General features: G+C 72.5%; 11 protein-coding genes and 1 pseudogene. 3 read left to right on the top strand and 9 right to left on the bottom strand.

All coding sequences use genetic code 11. The features are described from left to right. Positions 1-312 precede the first annotated feature (312 nt). Complete coding sequence (locus SSBG_RS20590) at positions 313-1,137, top strand: DUF3097 domain-containing protein (protein WP_008747996.1); 825 nt, start codon at positions 313-315, stop codon at positions 1,135-1,137. A 333-nt stretch (positions 1,138-1,470) separates the two neighbouring features. After that, entirely contained in the window at positions 1,471-2,106 is a 636-nt protein-coding gene (locus SSBG_RS20585) for an HAD family hydrolase (RefSeq protein WP_037870269.1), read from the top strand. A 217-nt stretch (positions 2,107-2,323) separates the two neighbouring features. On the opposite strand, the gene hemW is transcribed toward SSBG_RS20585, so the two are convergent. The 4 genes from hemW to lepA all read right to left on the bottom strand — a co-directional run bounded on the left by hemW (position 2,324) and on the right by lepA (position 8,592). Then, the gene (gene hemW, locus SSBG_RS20580; protein WP_037871693.1) at positions 2,324-3,556 is read right to left on the bottom strand and encodes a radical SAM family heme chaperone HemW; all 1,233 of its coding nucleotides are present in this window, start codon (positions 3,554-3,556) and stop codon (positions 2,324-2,326) included. Between the two features lie 100 nt (positions 3,557-3,656). Beyond that, positions 3,657-3,875, bottom strand: a complete 219-nt coding sequence (locus tag SSBG_RS20575) for a hypothetical protein (RefSeq protein ID WP_008747993.1) — start codon at positions 3,873-3,875, stop codon at positions 3,657-3,659. Positions 3,876-4,258: 383 nt separating this feature from the next. Further along, the gene (locus SSBG_RS20570) at positions 4,259-6,148 is read right to left on the bottom strand and encodes an AMP-dependent synthetase/ligase (protein ID WP_008747992.1); all 1,890 of its coding nucleotides are present in this window, start codon (positions 6,146-6,148) and stop codon (positions 4,259-4,261) included. A gap of 578 nt (positions 6,149-6,726) precedes the next feature. After that, positions 6,727-8,592: a translation elongation factor 4 gene (gene lepA / locus SSBG_RS20565; protein ID WP_008747991.1), complete on the bottom strand. Its 1,866-nt coding sequence runs from the start codon at positions 8,590-8,592 to the stop codon at positions 6,727-6,729. 257 nt (positions 8,593-8,849) lie between these two features. Between lepA and rpsT the strand changes: the two genes are divergently transcribed. Continuing rightward, positions 8,850-9,110, top strand: a complete 261-nt coding sequence (gene rpsT / locus SSBG_RS20560; RefSeq protein ID WP_008747990.1) for a 30S ribosomal protein S20 — start codon at positions 8,850-8,852, stop codon at positions 9,108-9,110. A 642-nt stretch (positions 9,111-9,752) separates the two neighbouring features. Here rpsT and holA read toward each other — a convergent pair. The 5 genes and pseudogenes from holA to SSBG_RS20535 all read right to left on the bottom strand — a co-directional run. After that, on the bottom strand, positions 9,753-10,736 hold the full coding sequence (gene holA, locus SSBG_RS20555) for a DNA polymerase III subunit delta (RefSeq protein WP_037870267.1): 984 nt from the start codon (positions 10,734-10,736) through the stop codon (positions 9,753-9,755). A gap of 243 nt (positions 10,737-10,979) precedes the next feature. Further along, positions 10,980-11,228 carry a hypothetical protein gene (locus SSBG_RS20550; RefSeq protein WP_037871691.1) on the bottom strand — a complete coding sequence of 83 codons (249 nt, stop codon included), beginning with the start codon at positions 11,226-11,228 and terminating at the stop codon, positions 10,980-10,982. Positions 11,229-11,304: 76 nt separating this feature from the next. Further along, complete coding sequence (locus SSBG_RS20545) at positions 11,305-12,189, bottom strand: YceI family protein (RefSeq protein ID WP_008747986.1); 885 nt, start codon at positions 12,187-12,189, stop codon at positions 11,305-11,307. 178 nt (positions 12,190-12,367) lie between these two features. Then, on the bottom strand, positions 12,368-13,204 hold the full coding sequence (locus SSBG_RS20540; RefSeq protein ID WP_037870266.1) for an SDR family oxidoreductase: 837 nt from the start codon (positions 13,202-13,204) through the stop codon (positions 12,368-12,370). Between the two features lie 102 nt (positions 13,205-13,306). Further along, positions 13,307-14,417 (bottom strand): annotated as a pseudogene (locus tag SSBG_RS20535) (ComEC/Rec2 family competence protein); the annotation flags it as partial.

Genomic DNA, 14,417 nt, shown 5'->3' with positions numbered 1-14,417 from the left:
GGCGGAGCCGAACGCGGGCGCGGGGGCCGGGGTGCGGTCGAGCCCGCAGGCCGGGGCGGGGTCGAGTGCCGGGGTCCGCACGTGCGCGGGGCGGGTGTCGGCTCCGGGTCGGGCACGGGTGCGAGGCGGGAGCCGGGTCGCAGACGGGCGGGGCGCGGGGCAGGGGCGCACACGACGGCGGGCCGGTCGGTGAGCCCGGGCGCGGTGCGTGCGGGCGGAGTTCGGCGGCGGCGGGTGTGTGGCGGGCGCCGTGAGGGCCTGCACGGCGTGTCGCGGTCGCCCGGACGGCCGTATGTTCCTATCGTCCTGAGAATGCGCGCGTACTCCCCCGACCTCACCCCGCCTTGGAAGAAGCGACGGGCCGTTCCCCAGGTGCCGCTGGAGCGGGATCTCGTCGTGGAGGAGGTCACGAGCGGCTTCTGCGGCGCCGTCACGGGCTGGGAGAAGTCGGCCCAGGGCCTCGTCGTATCGCTGGAGGACCGTTTCGGCAAGACACGCGTCTTCCCGCTCACCGAGGCCGGTTTCCTGCTGGAGGGCGGCGCGGTGACGCTCGTACGGCCCGCCACCGCGGCTCCGGCCGCCCCTTCGCGTACCGCCTCGGGCTCCGTCGCGGTCTCCGGCGCGCGGGCGCGTGTGGCGCGGGCCGGGCGGATCTACGTGGAGGGGCGGCACGACGCGGAGCTGGTGGAACGCGTCTGGGGCGACGACCTGCGGATCGAGGGCGTCGTGGTCGAGTACCTGGAGGGCGTGGACGATCTCCCCGCGATCGTCGCGGAGTTCGCGCCGGGCCCGGACGCGCGGCTCGGCGTCCTGGTCGACCACCTGGTGCCGGGCTCGAAGGAGGCGCGCATCGCGGCGGAGGTCGCGAGCCCGCACGCGCTGGTGGTGGGACACCCGTACATCGACATCTGGGAAGCGGTGAAACCGTCCTCGGTCGGCATCGCGGCCTGGCCGCGTGTCCCGCGCGGGCAGGACTGGAAGACGGGCATCTGCCGGGCCCTCGGCTGGCCGGAGAACACGGGCGCGGCCTGGCAGCACATCCTCTCCCGCGTCCACTCGTACAAGGACCTGGAGCCTGAACTGCTCGGCCGTGTCGAGGAACTGGTCGACTTCGTGACGGCCCCCGACCAGACCTGACCGCCCCTCAGAGAGAGCGCTGCGGCTCCACGAGCGGCGACGCCCCGTGTCCTCCTCCCGGTGGCGGCGTGGGGCGGGCGCTCGACGCGGCGGCCGCGCACGACACGGCGCGGGGACCGCCCCCTACGCCGAGCCGAGTGGACTCGACGGGAACACGGCGCCCTCGCGCCGGGGCCGGGCCCGCGCCGGAGCGGGACCGGAAGGCGGCGGCCGTCGCGTGCGCTCGGGGCAGTGCGAGAAGTCCCGTCGTTGACCTTCCCCCAGGGGCAGACTCCAGCCTGTTCTTACGAAGGGGCGGACGGCCGCCCCACCGAGGGGGAGGAACACACCCGGATGAAAGCTCTCGTGCTCGACATAGGCGGCGTCCTGGAGTACACGCCCGCGACAGGGTGGGCCGAACGCTGGGAAGAACGCCTCGGGTTCCCGCCCGGGACGATCGAGGCCCGCATGGCGGACGTATGGGAGGCGGGGGCGGTCGGGCGCATCTGCGAGGAGGCGGTACGGGACCAGGTGGCCGCGCGACTCGGGCTCGGCCCCGGCGAGCGCGACGCCTTCCTGACCGACCTGTGGACGGAGTACCTCGGGACCCCGAACACCGAGCTGATCGCGTTCGTCCGGAGCCTGCGCGGGCGCTGCCGGCTCGGCATCCTGAGCAACAGCTTCGTCGGGGCGCGTGCGCGCGAATCGGCGCTGTACGGATTCGACACCCTGGTCGAACACCTCTCGTACTCGCACGAGACCGGCCTGGCCAAACCCGATCCGCGCGCCTTCGCGGCCGTGTGCGAAGGGCTGGGAGTACGGGCCCGGGACTGCCTCTTCGTGGACGACGCCCCGCCGAACATCGAGGCCGCAGAGGCAGCCGGCATGAGTGCACACTTGTTCACCGGCCCGGACTCGGGGAACGCGGAAACCATGCCCCGCATCCGCGCACACTTGTCCACCGAACTCGGCGCACACCCGTTCCCATAACTCGGAGCACAATCATTCACCCAGTTCGGCGCACATACGTTCACCGAGCTCGGCGCACACATGTCCACCGAGGCGCGTACACACCCGTTCACCCAAGCTCGGTGCACACGCGTCCACCGAGATGGGCGCACAGTCGTCCACTCAGCACGACGTGCCCCGTCTCCCGCCCTCCGAGCGCCCAGCACCCAGCACCCAGCACCCAGCACCCAGCGCCGAGTCAGTCGACCAAGTCCCGTACCACCGCGTCGGCGAGCAGCCGTCCTCGCAGGGTGAGGACGGCCGCGCCCTTCTCGTACGCCTCGGGGTCGAGCAGTCCGGCCGCGCGGTGACGCGCGGCCGCCTCGCGTCCCGCCGGGAGGAGGAGGTCGAGAGGGCAGCCCTCGCGCAGTCGCAGTTCCAGCAGGATGTGCTCGACGCGGCGGTCCTCCTCGCCGAGGAGTTCGCGACCGGCGCCCGGTGAGCGGCCCTCGGCGAGCGCGGCGGCGTAGGCACCGGGGTGCTTCACGTTCCACCAGCGGACACCGCCGACGTGGCTGTGCGCCCCCGGTCCCGCGCCCCACCAGTCGGCGCCGCGCCAGTACAGCTCGTTGTGCAGGCAGCGGGCCGGCTCGCTGGTCGCCCAGTTGGAGACCTCGTACCAGTCGAATCCGGCCTTCGCGAGGAGTTCGTCGGCGATGAGGTAGCGGTCGGCGTGCTCGTCGTCGTCGGTCATCGGGATCTCGCCGCGCCTGACGCGGCGGGCGAGCCCAGTGCCCTCCTCAACGATCAGGGCGTACGCGGAGACGTGGTCGGGCCCCGCGCCGATCGCCGCTTCGAGCGAGGCGCGCCAGTCCGCGTCGCTCTCACCGGGGGTTCCGTAGATGAGGTCCAGGTTGACGTGCTCGAACCCGGCGGCGCGCGCCTCGGCGACACAGGCTTCGGGGCGGCCGGGGGTGTGGTTGCGGTCGAGGACACGCAGCACGTGCGGACGGGCGCTCTGCATCCCGAAGGAGATGCGGTTGAAACCGCCCTCACGGAGGGTTTCGAGGTACGCCGGATCGACGGACTCCGGGTTCGCCTCGGTCGTCACCTCGGCGTCGGGCGCGAGGCCGAACTCGTCCCGTACGGCGGCGAGCATCCGTACGAGGTCGGCGGCGGGGAGCAGGGTGGGCGTGCCGCCGCCGAAGAAGACCGTACGGGCCGGGCGCGGGTCCTCGCCGAGGACCTCGCGTGCGAGGCGGATCTCCTGGGCGAGGGTGTCGGCGTAGTTGTCGCGCGAGGCGAGGACGCCGCCCGTACCGCGCAGTTCGCTCGCCGTGTACGTGTTGAAGTCGCAGTACCCGCAGCGGCTGGCGCAGTAGGGCACGTGCAGGTAAAAGCCGAGCGGGCGCCCGGCGGCCCCGTCCAGGGCCTGCGCGGGAAGAGCCCCGTTCTCGGGCACGGGCTCACCGTCGGGAAGTGCGGAAGGCATGAGGTCCATTGTCCCAGGCCCGGCACGATCACCGAGCGTGAGGCTCCGGACGTCCGGTGGAGCGGACGCGTCGTCCCGCCCGAGCCGGCGAGGTTCCCTCCTAGGCGATCCACTCCCCCGGGCCCTCGCCGCGCCACTCGATGAATCCGCCGTCGGCGGCGACCGCCTGCTCGGCGTCCTCCAGCCCGGCCCGCCGCAGGAACTCCACGAGGTCCGCGACCCCGTACGCCACCCCCAGCACCTCACCATCCACCTGCACCCGTCGCCCCCCGTCGTTCCCGGGCGGATGGACGACGACGGGTGCGGAGGAGGAAGTCATACGACGAGGATGCAGCGAATCGTTTCCCCACGCACGCGCTCCGACCACCTCCCGAGTGCCCGTCGCTCACCCCCGGCCCGGAGAATCAGCCCCTCCGGCACCGGAGCGGCGGGCGCGGGACCACAGTCGCCGCACCCGGCCCAGCGCCGGGGACCACCCCGGCAGGCCCGGAGGGGGAGGCGAGCCTTCGCGGAGGGGGCCCGCCCCCTCCGCGAGCCCCGACCGCCCGCCCCGTCCGACGGCACAGCTCATGCGAGCACAAACCCCGCGCCACCGGAAGCCCCTCGCCACCGCGCGCCCCGGACCTGCGACCGGAAGCCGTGCGCCACCGCACGCCCTGGCGCCCGGCCTCCGAGCCCCCGGCCCCCGCGCGCCCCGCCGTCTCACGCCTCGCGCGAGCCCTCGTACATCTCGTCCAGCAGATACCCGTACTCCCGCTCCACCACCGGCCGTTTGATCTTGAGGCTCGGTGTCAGCTCCCCGTGCTCGATGTCGAGGTCCCTCGGCAGGAGCCGGAACTTCTTCACGGTCTCCCAGCGCTGGAGCCCCTCGTTCAGCTCCCGCACGTACCGGTCGACCATCTCGACGGTCTTCGCGTCGGCCACGATCTCCTCGTACGGCTTGCCGTCGAGCCCGTTCTCCTTCGCCCAGCCGAGCAGCGCGTCCTCGTCGAGCGAGATGAGCGCGGAGCAGAAGTTGCGGTCACCGCCGTGGACCAGGATGTTCGAGACGTACGGGCAGATGGCCTTGAACTGGCCCTCGACCTCGGCCGGGGCGATGTACTTGCCGCCGGAGGTCTTGATGATGTCCTTCTTGCGGTCGGTGATCCGCAGGTAGCCGTCCACGGACAGCTCTCCGATGTCGCCCGTGTGGAACCAGCCGTCCGGCTCCAGGACCTCGGCGGTCTTCTCGGGCAGCCCGTGGTAGCCGGCCATGATGCCGGGGCCGCGCAGCAGGACCTCGCCGTCCTCGGCGATCCGCACCTCCGTGCCGGGCAGCGGCTTGCCCACCGTGCCGGTGCGGTACGCCTCGCCCGGGTTCACGAACGAGGCGGCGCTCGACTCCGTGAGCCCGTACCCCTCCAGGATGTGCACGCCGGCCCCCGCGAAGAAGAAGCCGATCTCGGGGGCGAGCGCCGCGGAGCCGGAGATCGCGGCACGCAGCCTGCCGCCCATCGCCTCGCGGATCTTGCCGTAGACGAGCCGGTCGGCGACGGCGTGCTTCGTGCGCAGGCCGAGCGGGACGGTCGCGGTGCCGGTTCGGCGGAAGTTGTCCTGCGAGGTCTTCGCGTACTCGCGGGCGATCCCGGCGGCCCACTGGAAGATCTTGTACTTGGCGTCGCCGCCCTCGCGCGCCTTCCCGGCGACCCCGTTGTAGACCTTCTCGAAGATGCGCGGCACGGCGGCCATGTAGGTGGGCCGGACGACGGGCAGGTTCACGATGATCTGGTCCACCCGCCCGTCGACGGCGGTCACGTGCCCGACCTCGATGTGCCCGGAGGTCAGCACCTTGCCGAAGACGTGCGCGAGCGGCAGCCACAGATACTGGACGTCCCCCTCCAGGACCATCCCGGTCGCCTTGATCGCCTTGGCCATGTAGGACCAGCACTCGTGCGGCAGGCGTACGCCCTTGGGACGGCCCGTCGTGCCCGAGGTGTAGATCAACGTCGCGAGCTGATCCTTCGTGATCGCCTCGATGCGCTCCTTGATCACCCCTGGATGCGTGGCGAGGTATTCCTGCCCGCGCTTCTCCAGGTCGGCGAGCGTGAGCAGCCAGCCGTCCGGGTCCCCCTCCGCCGCCTCGGCACCCTCCGCGTCGATGACGACGACGTGGTGCAGCCCCGGAAGCTCGGCGCGGTTCTCACGGATCTTCGCGAGCTGCGTCGCGTCCTCGGCGACGACCACGCGGCTGCCGGAGTCGGCGAGGATGAACGCGGACTCCTTCGTGTTGGTCGAGGGGTAGACGGTCGTGGTCGCGGCCCCCGCGCACATGATGCCGAGGTCCACGAGAATCCACTCGACGCGGGTCGCCGCGGCGAGCGCGACACGCTGCTCGGGCTCGATGCCGAGCGCGATGAGCCCGGCCGCGATCCGGTCCACCCGCTCGGCGGCCTGCGCCCAGGTCAGCGAGGCCCAGTCGGACGGGCCCTCGCCGGACGCGGGCGGCACCGGGTAGCGGTACGCCTCCGCGTCCGGGGTCGCGGCGACGCGCTCCAGGAAGAGGTGCGCCACGGAGGGCGGTCGGTTCTCGATCATGGTCTGTGTGTCGCTCACGACATCCTCCGGGCCCGCGACTCTGCGTGCGACTGGTAGTGAATGGTTGAGACGTTTTTCGAGACGTGTACTGAGCGGTTCCTGCGCGTTGTTTAACTGGTGAGTAACTAAGGGACGGTGATCAGAGTAGAACGAGCCTGGCCTGCGCGTAAGGGCCTGAGGCCCGCTCCGTTCACGACATCCGCCCCGCCCGCCCCTTCCGCCCCGGCTCCGCTTCCGCCCGGAGACTCCGGGCACGAGGCCGCCGACGTGGGCGGCGGCGGGGCTCCGGACGGAGCGGCGGGACGGGCGGGACGGGCGGGACGGGGAGCGGCGGGACGGGGTACGCGAGCGGGGGCGCCGGGCGTAGCGGACTTCCGTACGGGGGGATTGGTGCGGGCGCCGGGCGTGGCGGGCTTCCGTACGGGTGGGCTGACGCGCCCGCGTAGACGGGAGCGCCCACGCACTCCGGAGCGCCCGCCCTTCGCCGCCGGAGCGCCCCCGGGTACGGCAACGGGCCCCGTCGCGGAAGGCGTACGGGGCCCGTGGGGCCGGAGCTGGGGCGGTGGCCGTCCCGCCGGGGGGGGGCGGGCGGGTGGCTACTTCTTCTTGCCGCTCGGCTCGTCGCTGGAGAGGACGGCGATGAAGGCTTCCTGCGGGACTTCGACGGACCCGACCATCTTCATGCGCTTCTTGCCCTCCTTCTGCTTCTCCAGGAGCTTCCGCTTACGGGAGATGTCACCGCCGTAGCACTTGGCGAGCACGTCCTTGCGGATCGCGCGGATCGTCTCGCGCGCGATGACGCGGGAGCCGATCGCGGCCTGGACCGGGACCTCGAACGCCTGGCGCGGGATGAGTTCGCGCAGCTTCGCGACGAGCCGCACCCCGTAGGCGTACGCGGCGTCGCGGTGGGTGATCGCCGAGAAGGCGTCGACCTTGTCGCCGTGCAGGAGGATGTCGACCTTGACGAGCTGCGCGGTCTGCTCGCCCGTGGGCTCGTAGTCGAGCGAGGCGTAGCCGCGTGTCTTGGACTTGAGCTGGTCGAAGAAGTCGAAGACGATCTCGGCGAGCGGCAGCGTGTAGCGGATCTCGACGCGGTCCTCGGAGAGGTAGTCCATCCCGAGGAGGACACCGCGCCGGCCCTGGCACAGCTCCATGATCGAGCCGATGAACTCGCTCGGCGCGAGGATCGTGGCCCGCACGACCGGCTCGTAGACCTCGTCGATCTTCCCCTCGGGGAATTCGCTCGGGTTGGTGACGGTGTACTCGGTGCCGTCCTCCATGATCACGCGGTAGACCACGTTGGGCGCGGTCGCGATCAGGTCGAGACCGAATTCGCGCTCAAGACGCTCACGGATGACGTCGAGGTGGAGCAGCCCGAGGAAGCCGACGCGGAAGCCGAAGCCGAGCGCGGCGGAGGTCTCGGGCTCGTAGACGAGCGCGGCGTCGTTGAGCTGGAGCTTGTCGAGCGCGTCGCGCAGCTCGGGGTAGTCCGACCCGTCGAGCGGGTAGAGGCCCGAGAAGACCATGGGCTTCGGGTCCTTGTAGCCCCCGAGCGCCTCCTGGGCGCCCTTGGACTGGCTGGTGATCGTGTCACCGACCTTGGACTGGCGCACGTCCTTCACGCCCGTGATCAGGTATCCGACCTCGCCGACGCCGAGACCGTCGGCGGCGAGCATCTCGGGCGAGTTCGTACCGATTTCGAGCAGTTCGTGGGTCGCGCCGGTCGACATCATGCGGATGCGCTCGCGCTTGTTCAGCTGGCCGTCCACGACACGTACGTACGTGACGACACCGCGGTACGAGTCGTAGACCGAGTCGAAGATCATCGCGCGGGCCGGGGCGTCCTTGACGCCGACCGGGGCCGGGATCTGCGCGACGACCTGGTCGAGCAGCGCCTCGACGCCGACGCCGGTCTTCGCGGAGACCTTGAGCACGTCCTCGGGCCGGCAGCCGATGAGGTTCGCGAGTTCCTCGGAGAACTTCTCGGGCTGCGCGGCCGGGAGGTCGATCTTGTTGAGGACCGGGATGATCGTGAGGTCGTTCTCCATCGCCAGGTAGAGGTTGGCGAGGGTCTGCGCCTCGATGCCCTGGGCCGCGTCCACCAGGAGGATCGTGCCCTCGCAGGCGGCGAGCGAGCGCGAGACCTCGTAGGTGAAGTCGACGTGACCGGGGGTGTCGATCATGTTGAGGATGTGGGTGCTGCCCTGCCCGGCGCCCTCGGTGGGGGCCCAGGGCAGCCGCACGGCCTGCGACTTGATCGTGATGCCACGCTCCCGCTCGATGTCCATGCGGTCGAGGTACTGGGCGCGCATCTGCCGCTGCTCCACCACCCCGGTCAGCTGGAGCATCCGGTCGGCGAGCGTGGACTTGCCGTGGTCGATGTGCGCGATGATGCAGAAATTCCTGATCAGCGCCGGGTCGGTACGGCTCGGCTCGGGCACATGGAGAGGGGTCGCGGGCACGCGGGGTCCTGATTCTTGAGGCGTCCGGCAGGGGAGCCGCCGGCCGCCTCCGGCTCGGGCTTCGGGCAGTCGGTCGGATACGTAGACCCCCATCGTCCCATGCGCGGGGGGCGAGGAGCGGTTTGGGCCGCTCAGGCAGTGGCTGCTAGCCTGGTGCACTGTGTGTCTCCCAGCCCTCTCAGCTTCGGGGACACGCGTACTCAACCGAAACATTCGCGCGGTTCCGGCCGCGCGCTTGCAGCTGAAAAGGCTCTTTCGTGGCGAACATCAAGTCCCAGATCAAGCGGAACAAGACGAACGAGAAGGCGCGCCTGCGCAACAAGGCCGTCAAGTCCTCGCTCAAGACCGCGATCCGCAAGGCCCGCGAGGCCACTGCCGCGGGTGACGTCGAGAAGGCCCAGGAGCTGACGCGTCTTGCCACGCGCAAGCTCGACAAGGCCGTCTCCTCCGGCGTCATCCACAAGAACCAGGCCGCCAACAAGAAGTCGGCGCTTGCTTCGAAGGCCGCCTCCCTCTAGGCCGGGCTTCCTCCGCCTTCCGGCACCGACCGTCGTCCCCGGGACGACGGGGACCCAGCGGGCCCTCTCTACCGCTCCCCGTCCCGTCCCGACAGATCCCGTATGCGGCCTAGCGTTCGCCACGCGGGTGCGGGATCGCGGCGGCTCACCGCCGCCGAAGGCACACAGGACTCGACCGAGAACCCCGCCACCGTCCTTGCGACGGGGCGGGGTTTTGGCATGTCGGGGGCGATGCGGTGCGCGAGGACGGCGCGATGGGGGCGGGCGCGACGCGACGCGGCACGACGGGGCGGGCGAGGCGGGGCGGGCGAGGCGGGGTGGGCGGCGCGACACGTTACGGCGGGCGCGGGCGCCGTGATGAGGGTCCGGGTGGCCGTGGTGGTGGCCGTGCGGAGGCGCGGTCGGAGCGGGGAGGGGCTGTGCGGGGCGGGGGCGGGCGGGTGCCGCCTGTCGCTGTGCCGCCGGGGCAGGTGACACGGGCCGGGATGGCGACGAGGTGGTGCGCGCCCACGAGACGAGACGGCGCGGTCCGCCGGGACGAGGAGAGGCGGCGCGCCCACGAGGCAAGAGCGCGGATCGCGACGAGGCGCGGTGGCGTCCTGAACCGGCCGGGTCCCGGCCCTGCGGCTCGGAGCCTCGTTCTCAGCGGCGGGAACGGGCCGCGCGGGCGATCGTGACGACGGCTTTCTCCAGGGCGTACTCCGGGTCGTCGCCGCCGCCCTTCACGCCCGCGTCGGCCTCGGCGACCGCGCGCAGCGCGATCGAGACGCCGTCCGGGGTCCACCCGCGCATCTGCTGCCGCACCCGGTCGATCTTCCACGGCGGCATCCCCAGCTCGCGGGCCAGGTCGGCCGGCCGGCCGCCCCGCGCCGAGGACAGCTTGCCGATGGCCCGTACCCCCTGCGCGAGCGCGCTCGTGATCATGACGGGCGCGACGCCCGTGGAGAGGGACCAGCGCAGCGCCTCCAGCGCCTCGGCGGCCCGGCCCTCGACGGCCCGGTCGGCGACCGTGAAACTCGACGTCTCCGCCCGGCCCGTGTAGTACCGCCCGACGATCGCCTCGTCGATCGTGCCCTCGACGTCCGCGGTGAGCTGCGAGACCGCGGCGGCCAGCTCGCGCAGATCGCTGCCGATCGCGTCCACGAGCGTCTGGCACGCCTCGGGCGTGGCCGAACGCCCCGTCGTACGGAACTCGTTGCGCACGAAGGCGAGCCGGTCGGCCGGCTTCGTCATCTTCGGGCAGGGCACCTCGCGCGCTCCCGCCTTGCGCGCCGCGTCGAGCAGCCCCTTGCCCTTGGCTCCGCCCGCGTGGCACAGGACGAGCGCGACCTCGTCCACGGGCGCGGGCAGATAGCCCTTGACCTCCTTGACCGCGTCGGCGGAGAGATCCTGAGCGTTGCGCACGACGAGGACCTTGCGCTCGGCGAAGAGCGAGGGGCTCGTCAGCTCGGCGAGCCCGCCGGGCTGGAGCTGCTCGGGCGTGAGCTCGCGCACATCGGTGTCGGCGTCGGCCGCCCGCGCGGCGAGCACCACCTGCCGCACCGCGCGGTCGATCAGCAGCTCCTCCTGGCCCACGGCGAGCGTGAGCGGAGCGAGCGGGTCGTCGTCAGCGTTTTTCCTGGCCATCGCCGCCAAGCATCGCACGCCCCACCGACACCGGCTCCGGCCTCCGCCGCCGACAAGGGCCCCGCCTCCCCCGCCGACGAGCCCGGCTCCGCCGAGAGGACGCGCGGCCCCCGGGGGTGAGGCACCCGGCATCTCCGGTGGCCCGCCGCCCTCCGCGCCCAGTGGCCCACCGCTCTCCGCTCACGGCGGCGCAGCCTCCCCGTCACCCGTGGCGCCCGGCGCCGACGGATGCCAGGCCGATCGTCACGGGGCCTCGCGCCAGCCGTCCCACTCGCCCGCGAACGCGTCGAGCTCACTCGCGCTGAACGTCCCGGCCTCCTCGGAGAGCACGATCAGCCACTGGGCGTCCTCGGCGTCGTCCTCTCCCGCCAGGGCCTCGCGCACGAGCTCGGGCTCCGCCCCCAGCTCGTAGCGGCGGGCCAGTTCCTCGACCGCCTCCTCGGCGGCGTCGCGGTCGGGCAGCACGAGCACGTGCGCCACGTTCAGGTCCATCTCGTCGTCCACGCGGAGATCCTGCCGTACCCACGGGGCGGTCCCGGCCAGGGGGTCCGCGCCCGGTCCTCACGGCTCACGCCTTTTTCGGCACGACCTGAACGTCCAGCTCGATGGTGATGCTCGGGCCGACCACGGCGATCCCGCGCGAGAGCATGGTCTGCCAGCTCACGGTGTAGTCGTCGCGGTGGAGCTCGGTCGTCGCCCGGCACGCCGCCCGCTGCTCCCCCTCCATGCCGTTGCCCTGACCGAGGTAGTCCACGTCGAGCGTGACGGTCCGCGTCACCCCGTGGAGTGACAACGCCCCGGTGACGGCCCAGCGGCCCCCGCCCCGGTGCGTGAACCGGTCGCTGTAGAACTCCAGCGTCGGGTACGCCCCCACGTCGAGGAAGTCCGAGGAGCGCAGGTGGTCGTCCCGCATCTGCACGTTCGTGTCGATCGAGGCGGCGTCGATCAGCACGTGCATCGCGAAGTCCTCCACCCGCTCGCCGATCCGTACGACGCCGGCGAAGGTGTTGAACCTTCCGTGCACCCGGGCCAGGCCGATGTGCCGCGCGGTGAAGGCGATGGAGGAGTGCGTCGGGTCGATCTCCCAGTCCCCGGGGCTCGGCAGCGGGGGCGGCGGCGCCACCTGGAGAGTGAGCACGCCGAGGTCGGTGTGCTCACCGTTGCTGATGTGGACATCGCCCCGGTGCGGCGTGTACCCCTCGGTGCCGACCGCGAGCCGGTAGTCGCCCTCCCGTACCGAGACGACGAAGGAACCGAAAGGATCGGCCTCCGCGGTGGCGACTTTCCGCCCCCGCCCGTCGGTCAGCGAGCACTCCGCCCCGGCGAGCGGTTCGCCCACCGGATCGAGCACCCGGCAGCTGAACAGCCCTGCCCCGTCCGGCAGAACCGCCTCGGAGAGCGCCGTTCTCCCCCGCCCGCCACTCGCGCGATTCTTCGTCCCCAGGCCGAACATCTACCGGACACCCCTACATTTCGTGATCGATTTCGAGCCTTCAAACTCAAACATTCGACCACCGCTGAGGCTTTCGAGGCAACACGAGACCACATCGCAGGAATGCCGGACACTCCCCAAGCTCGCCCCTTTGACCTGAATTTGATGTTCCGCTTGATGTTCCCGCAGCTCACTTCCGTTACGCGGGGTAAGTCCCGCCTGCCGCCCGGTCCAGTCCGCCATCGCTCATGAGCGACTGCCCGTTGATCCACTCCCCGCCGGGCGAGCACAGGAAGTCCACGAGGCGCGCGGTGTCGTGCGGGGTGCCGAGCCGCCCGAGCGGCGTCGCCTCCCGCACCCGCTCCCGCGTCTCCCCCGTCATCCACCCGGTGTCGACAGGTCCGGGATTGATCACGTTCGCCGTGACGCCCAGCCCGGCGAACTCCCGCGCCGCCGCGAGCGTGATCCGGTCCAGCGCTCCCTTGCTCGCGCCGTACGGCAGATTGCCCACGGTGTGATCACTCGTGAGCGCCACGATCCGGCCGCGCCGGTGCGGGCCCCTGAACCGGCGCCCGAACTCCCTGATCATCAGCCGGCTTCCCCGGGCGTTGACGGCGAAGTGCCGGTCGAAGCTCTCCAGCGTCGTGTCGAGCAGCCCCGAGTCGACGGACTCGCAGTGGCACAGCACGAGCGCCGTCACGGACCCGAGCCGCCTCTCCGCCTCCGCGAAGACCCGCTCCGGCGCGGTCGCGTCGGCGAGATCCGCCTCGATCACCGCACACGCCGCCCCGGACTCCACGAGCCGCGCCCTGATCTCCTCGCCCGCTCCTTCCTCCGCACCCCACTCCATCCGCGCGTCGTACGCGGCCCAGCAGGTGCACACGATGTCCCACCCGGAGGCGGCCAGCCGACGCGCCACCGCGGCCCCGATCCCCGCCGTGCGCCCCACGCCGGTCACCAGCGCGACAGGCCGCGCGCCGGACACCTCCCCGGCACCGCCACCGCTCACGTGCCCTGCTTCCCCGCTCTCCGTCATCCCCTCATGCTCGGCTCCACCGGTCCCGCCCTCCACCCCTTTTCCGCCCCGCCGCGCTCGCCGCCCCTCGGTGTCCAGCACGACCGCCCCGTCGGCCAGTCCTCACCGCTCCCGCGCCACCTCCAACCGCACCACCTCCTCCCCCGCGTCGTCCTCCGTCCGCGCCCCGCTCCGCCGCGTCACAGGGGCTCCCGTCACCGCCAGGTCCCCGTGCTCGTCGGTCCGTTCGACGAGTGCCCCGGTGGCACGCAGGGCGGCGAGCGTGCGGGGGGCGGGATGCCCGTACCCGTTGTCCGCCCCGACCGAGACCAACGCCACCCGGGGCGCGACCCGCCGCACCCACTCCCCCTCCTGGTACGCCGAGCCGTGGTGCGGCACCTTGAGCACGTCGACGTGCGGTGCCCCGTCCGGTCGCCGGAGCAGTTCCCGCTGCACAGCGGGTTCCACGTCCCCCGCGAGCAACAGCCGCACTCCGCCCGTCCGCACCACCAGCACGAGGCTGGCGTCATTGGGCCCGTCGTCACCGAGCGGGCCACCACCGGCGGGCGGCCACACCACCTCCCAGCTCAGCCCGCCGACCGCCCGGCGCTCACCGGCCGTCGCGGTGAGTACCGGCACCCCGTGCTCCGCCGCGGTGCGCCGCACCGCCGCCGCCTGGCCCGCCGGTTCCGCGAGCGCGGTCGTCTGCACCGCGCCCACCGACCGGCCCCGCAGCACCCCTTCCAGTCCGGCCACGTGATCGGCGTGGAAGTGGCTCAGCAGCACGAGCGGCACCCGCCGCACCCCGAGCCGGTCCAGACACGCGGCCACCCGGTCCGGGTCGGGCCCCGCGTCGACCACCACCGCGCTGCCCGCCCCGGCGGCGAGCACGGTCGCGTCCCCCTGTCCCACGTCGCACATGACGTAGCGCCACCCCACCGGCGGCCAGGCACCCAGCACGCGCGTCACCGGCGCGGGACGCACCACCACGAGCACCAGGAGCAGCGCGCACCCGCTCACCAGCCACCGCGAGCGCAGCACCAGCCCACCGAGCGCCACGAGCAGCAGCACCGCCCCCGCGAGCAGCCCGGCCCCCGCCCAGCCCCCTGGCCACCCGATCCCCGCCCCCGGCAGCGCGGCGCCCGTGCGCGCCACCCACGCGACCCACCGGACCGGCCACCCGGCGCACCAGGCCAGCGCCTGGGCGGCGGGCTGCGCCCAGGGCGCGAGCACC

It is taken from the genome of Streptomyces sp. SPB074, assembly GCF_000154905.1.
Taxonomy (GTDB): domain Bacteria; phylum Actinomycetota; class Actinomycetes; order Streptomycetales; family Streptomycetaceae; genus Streptomyces.
Note: the sequence above shows the minus strand (reverse complement) of the source record. Positions and strands in the feature narration are given on the sequence as shown.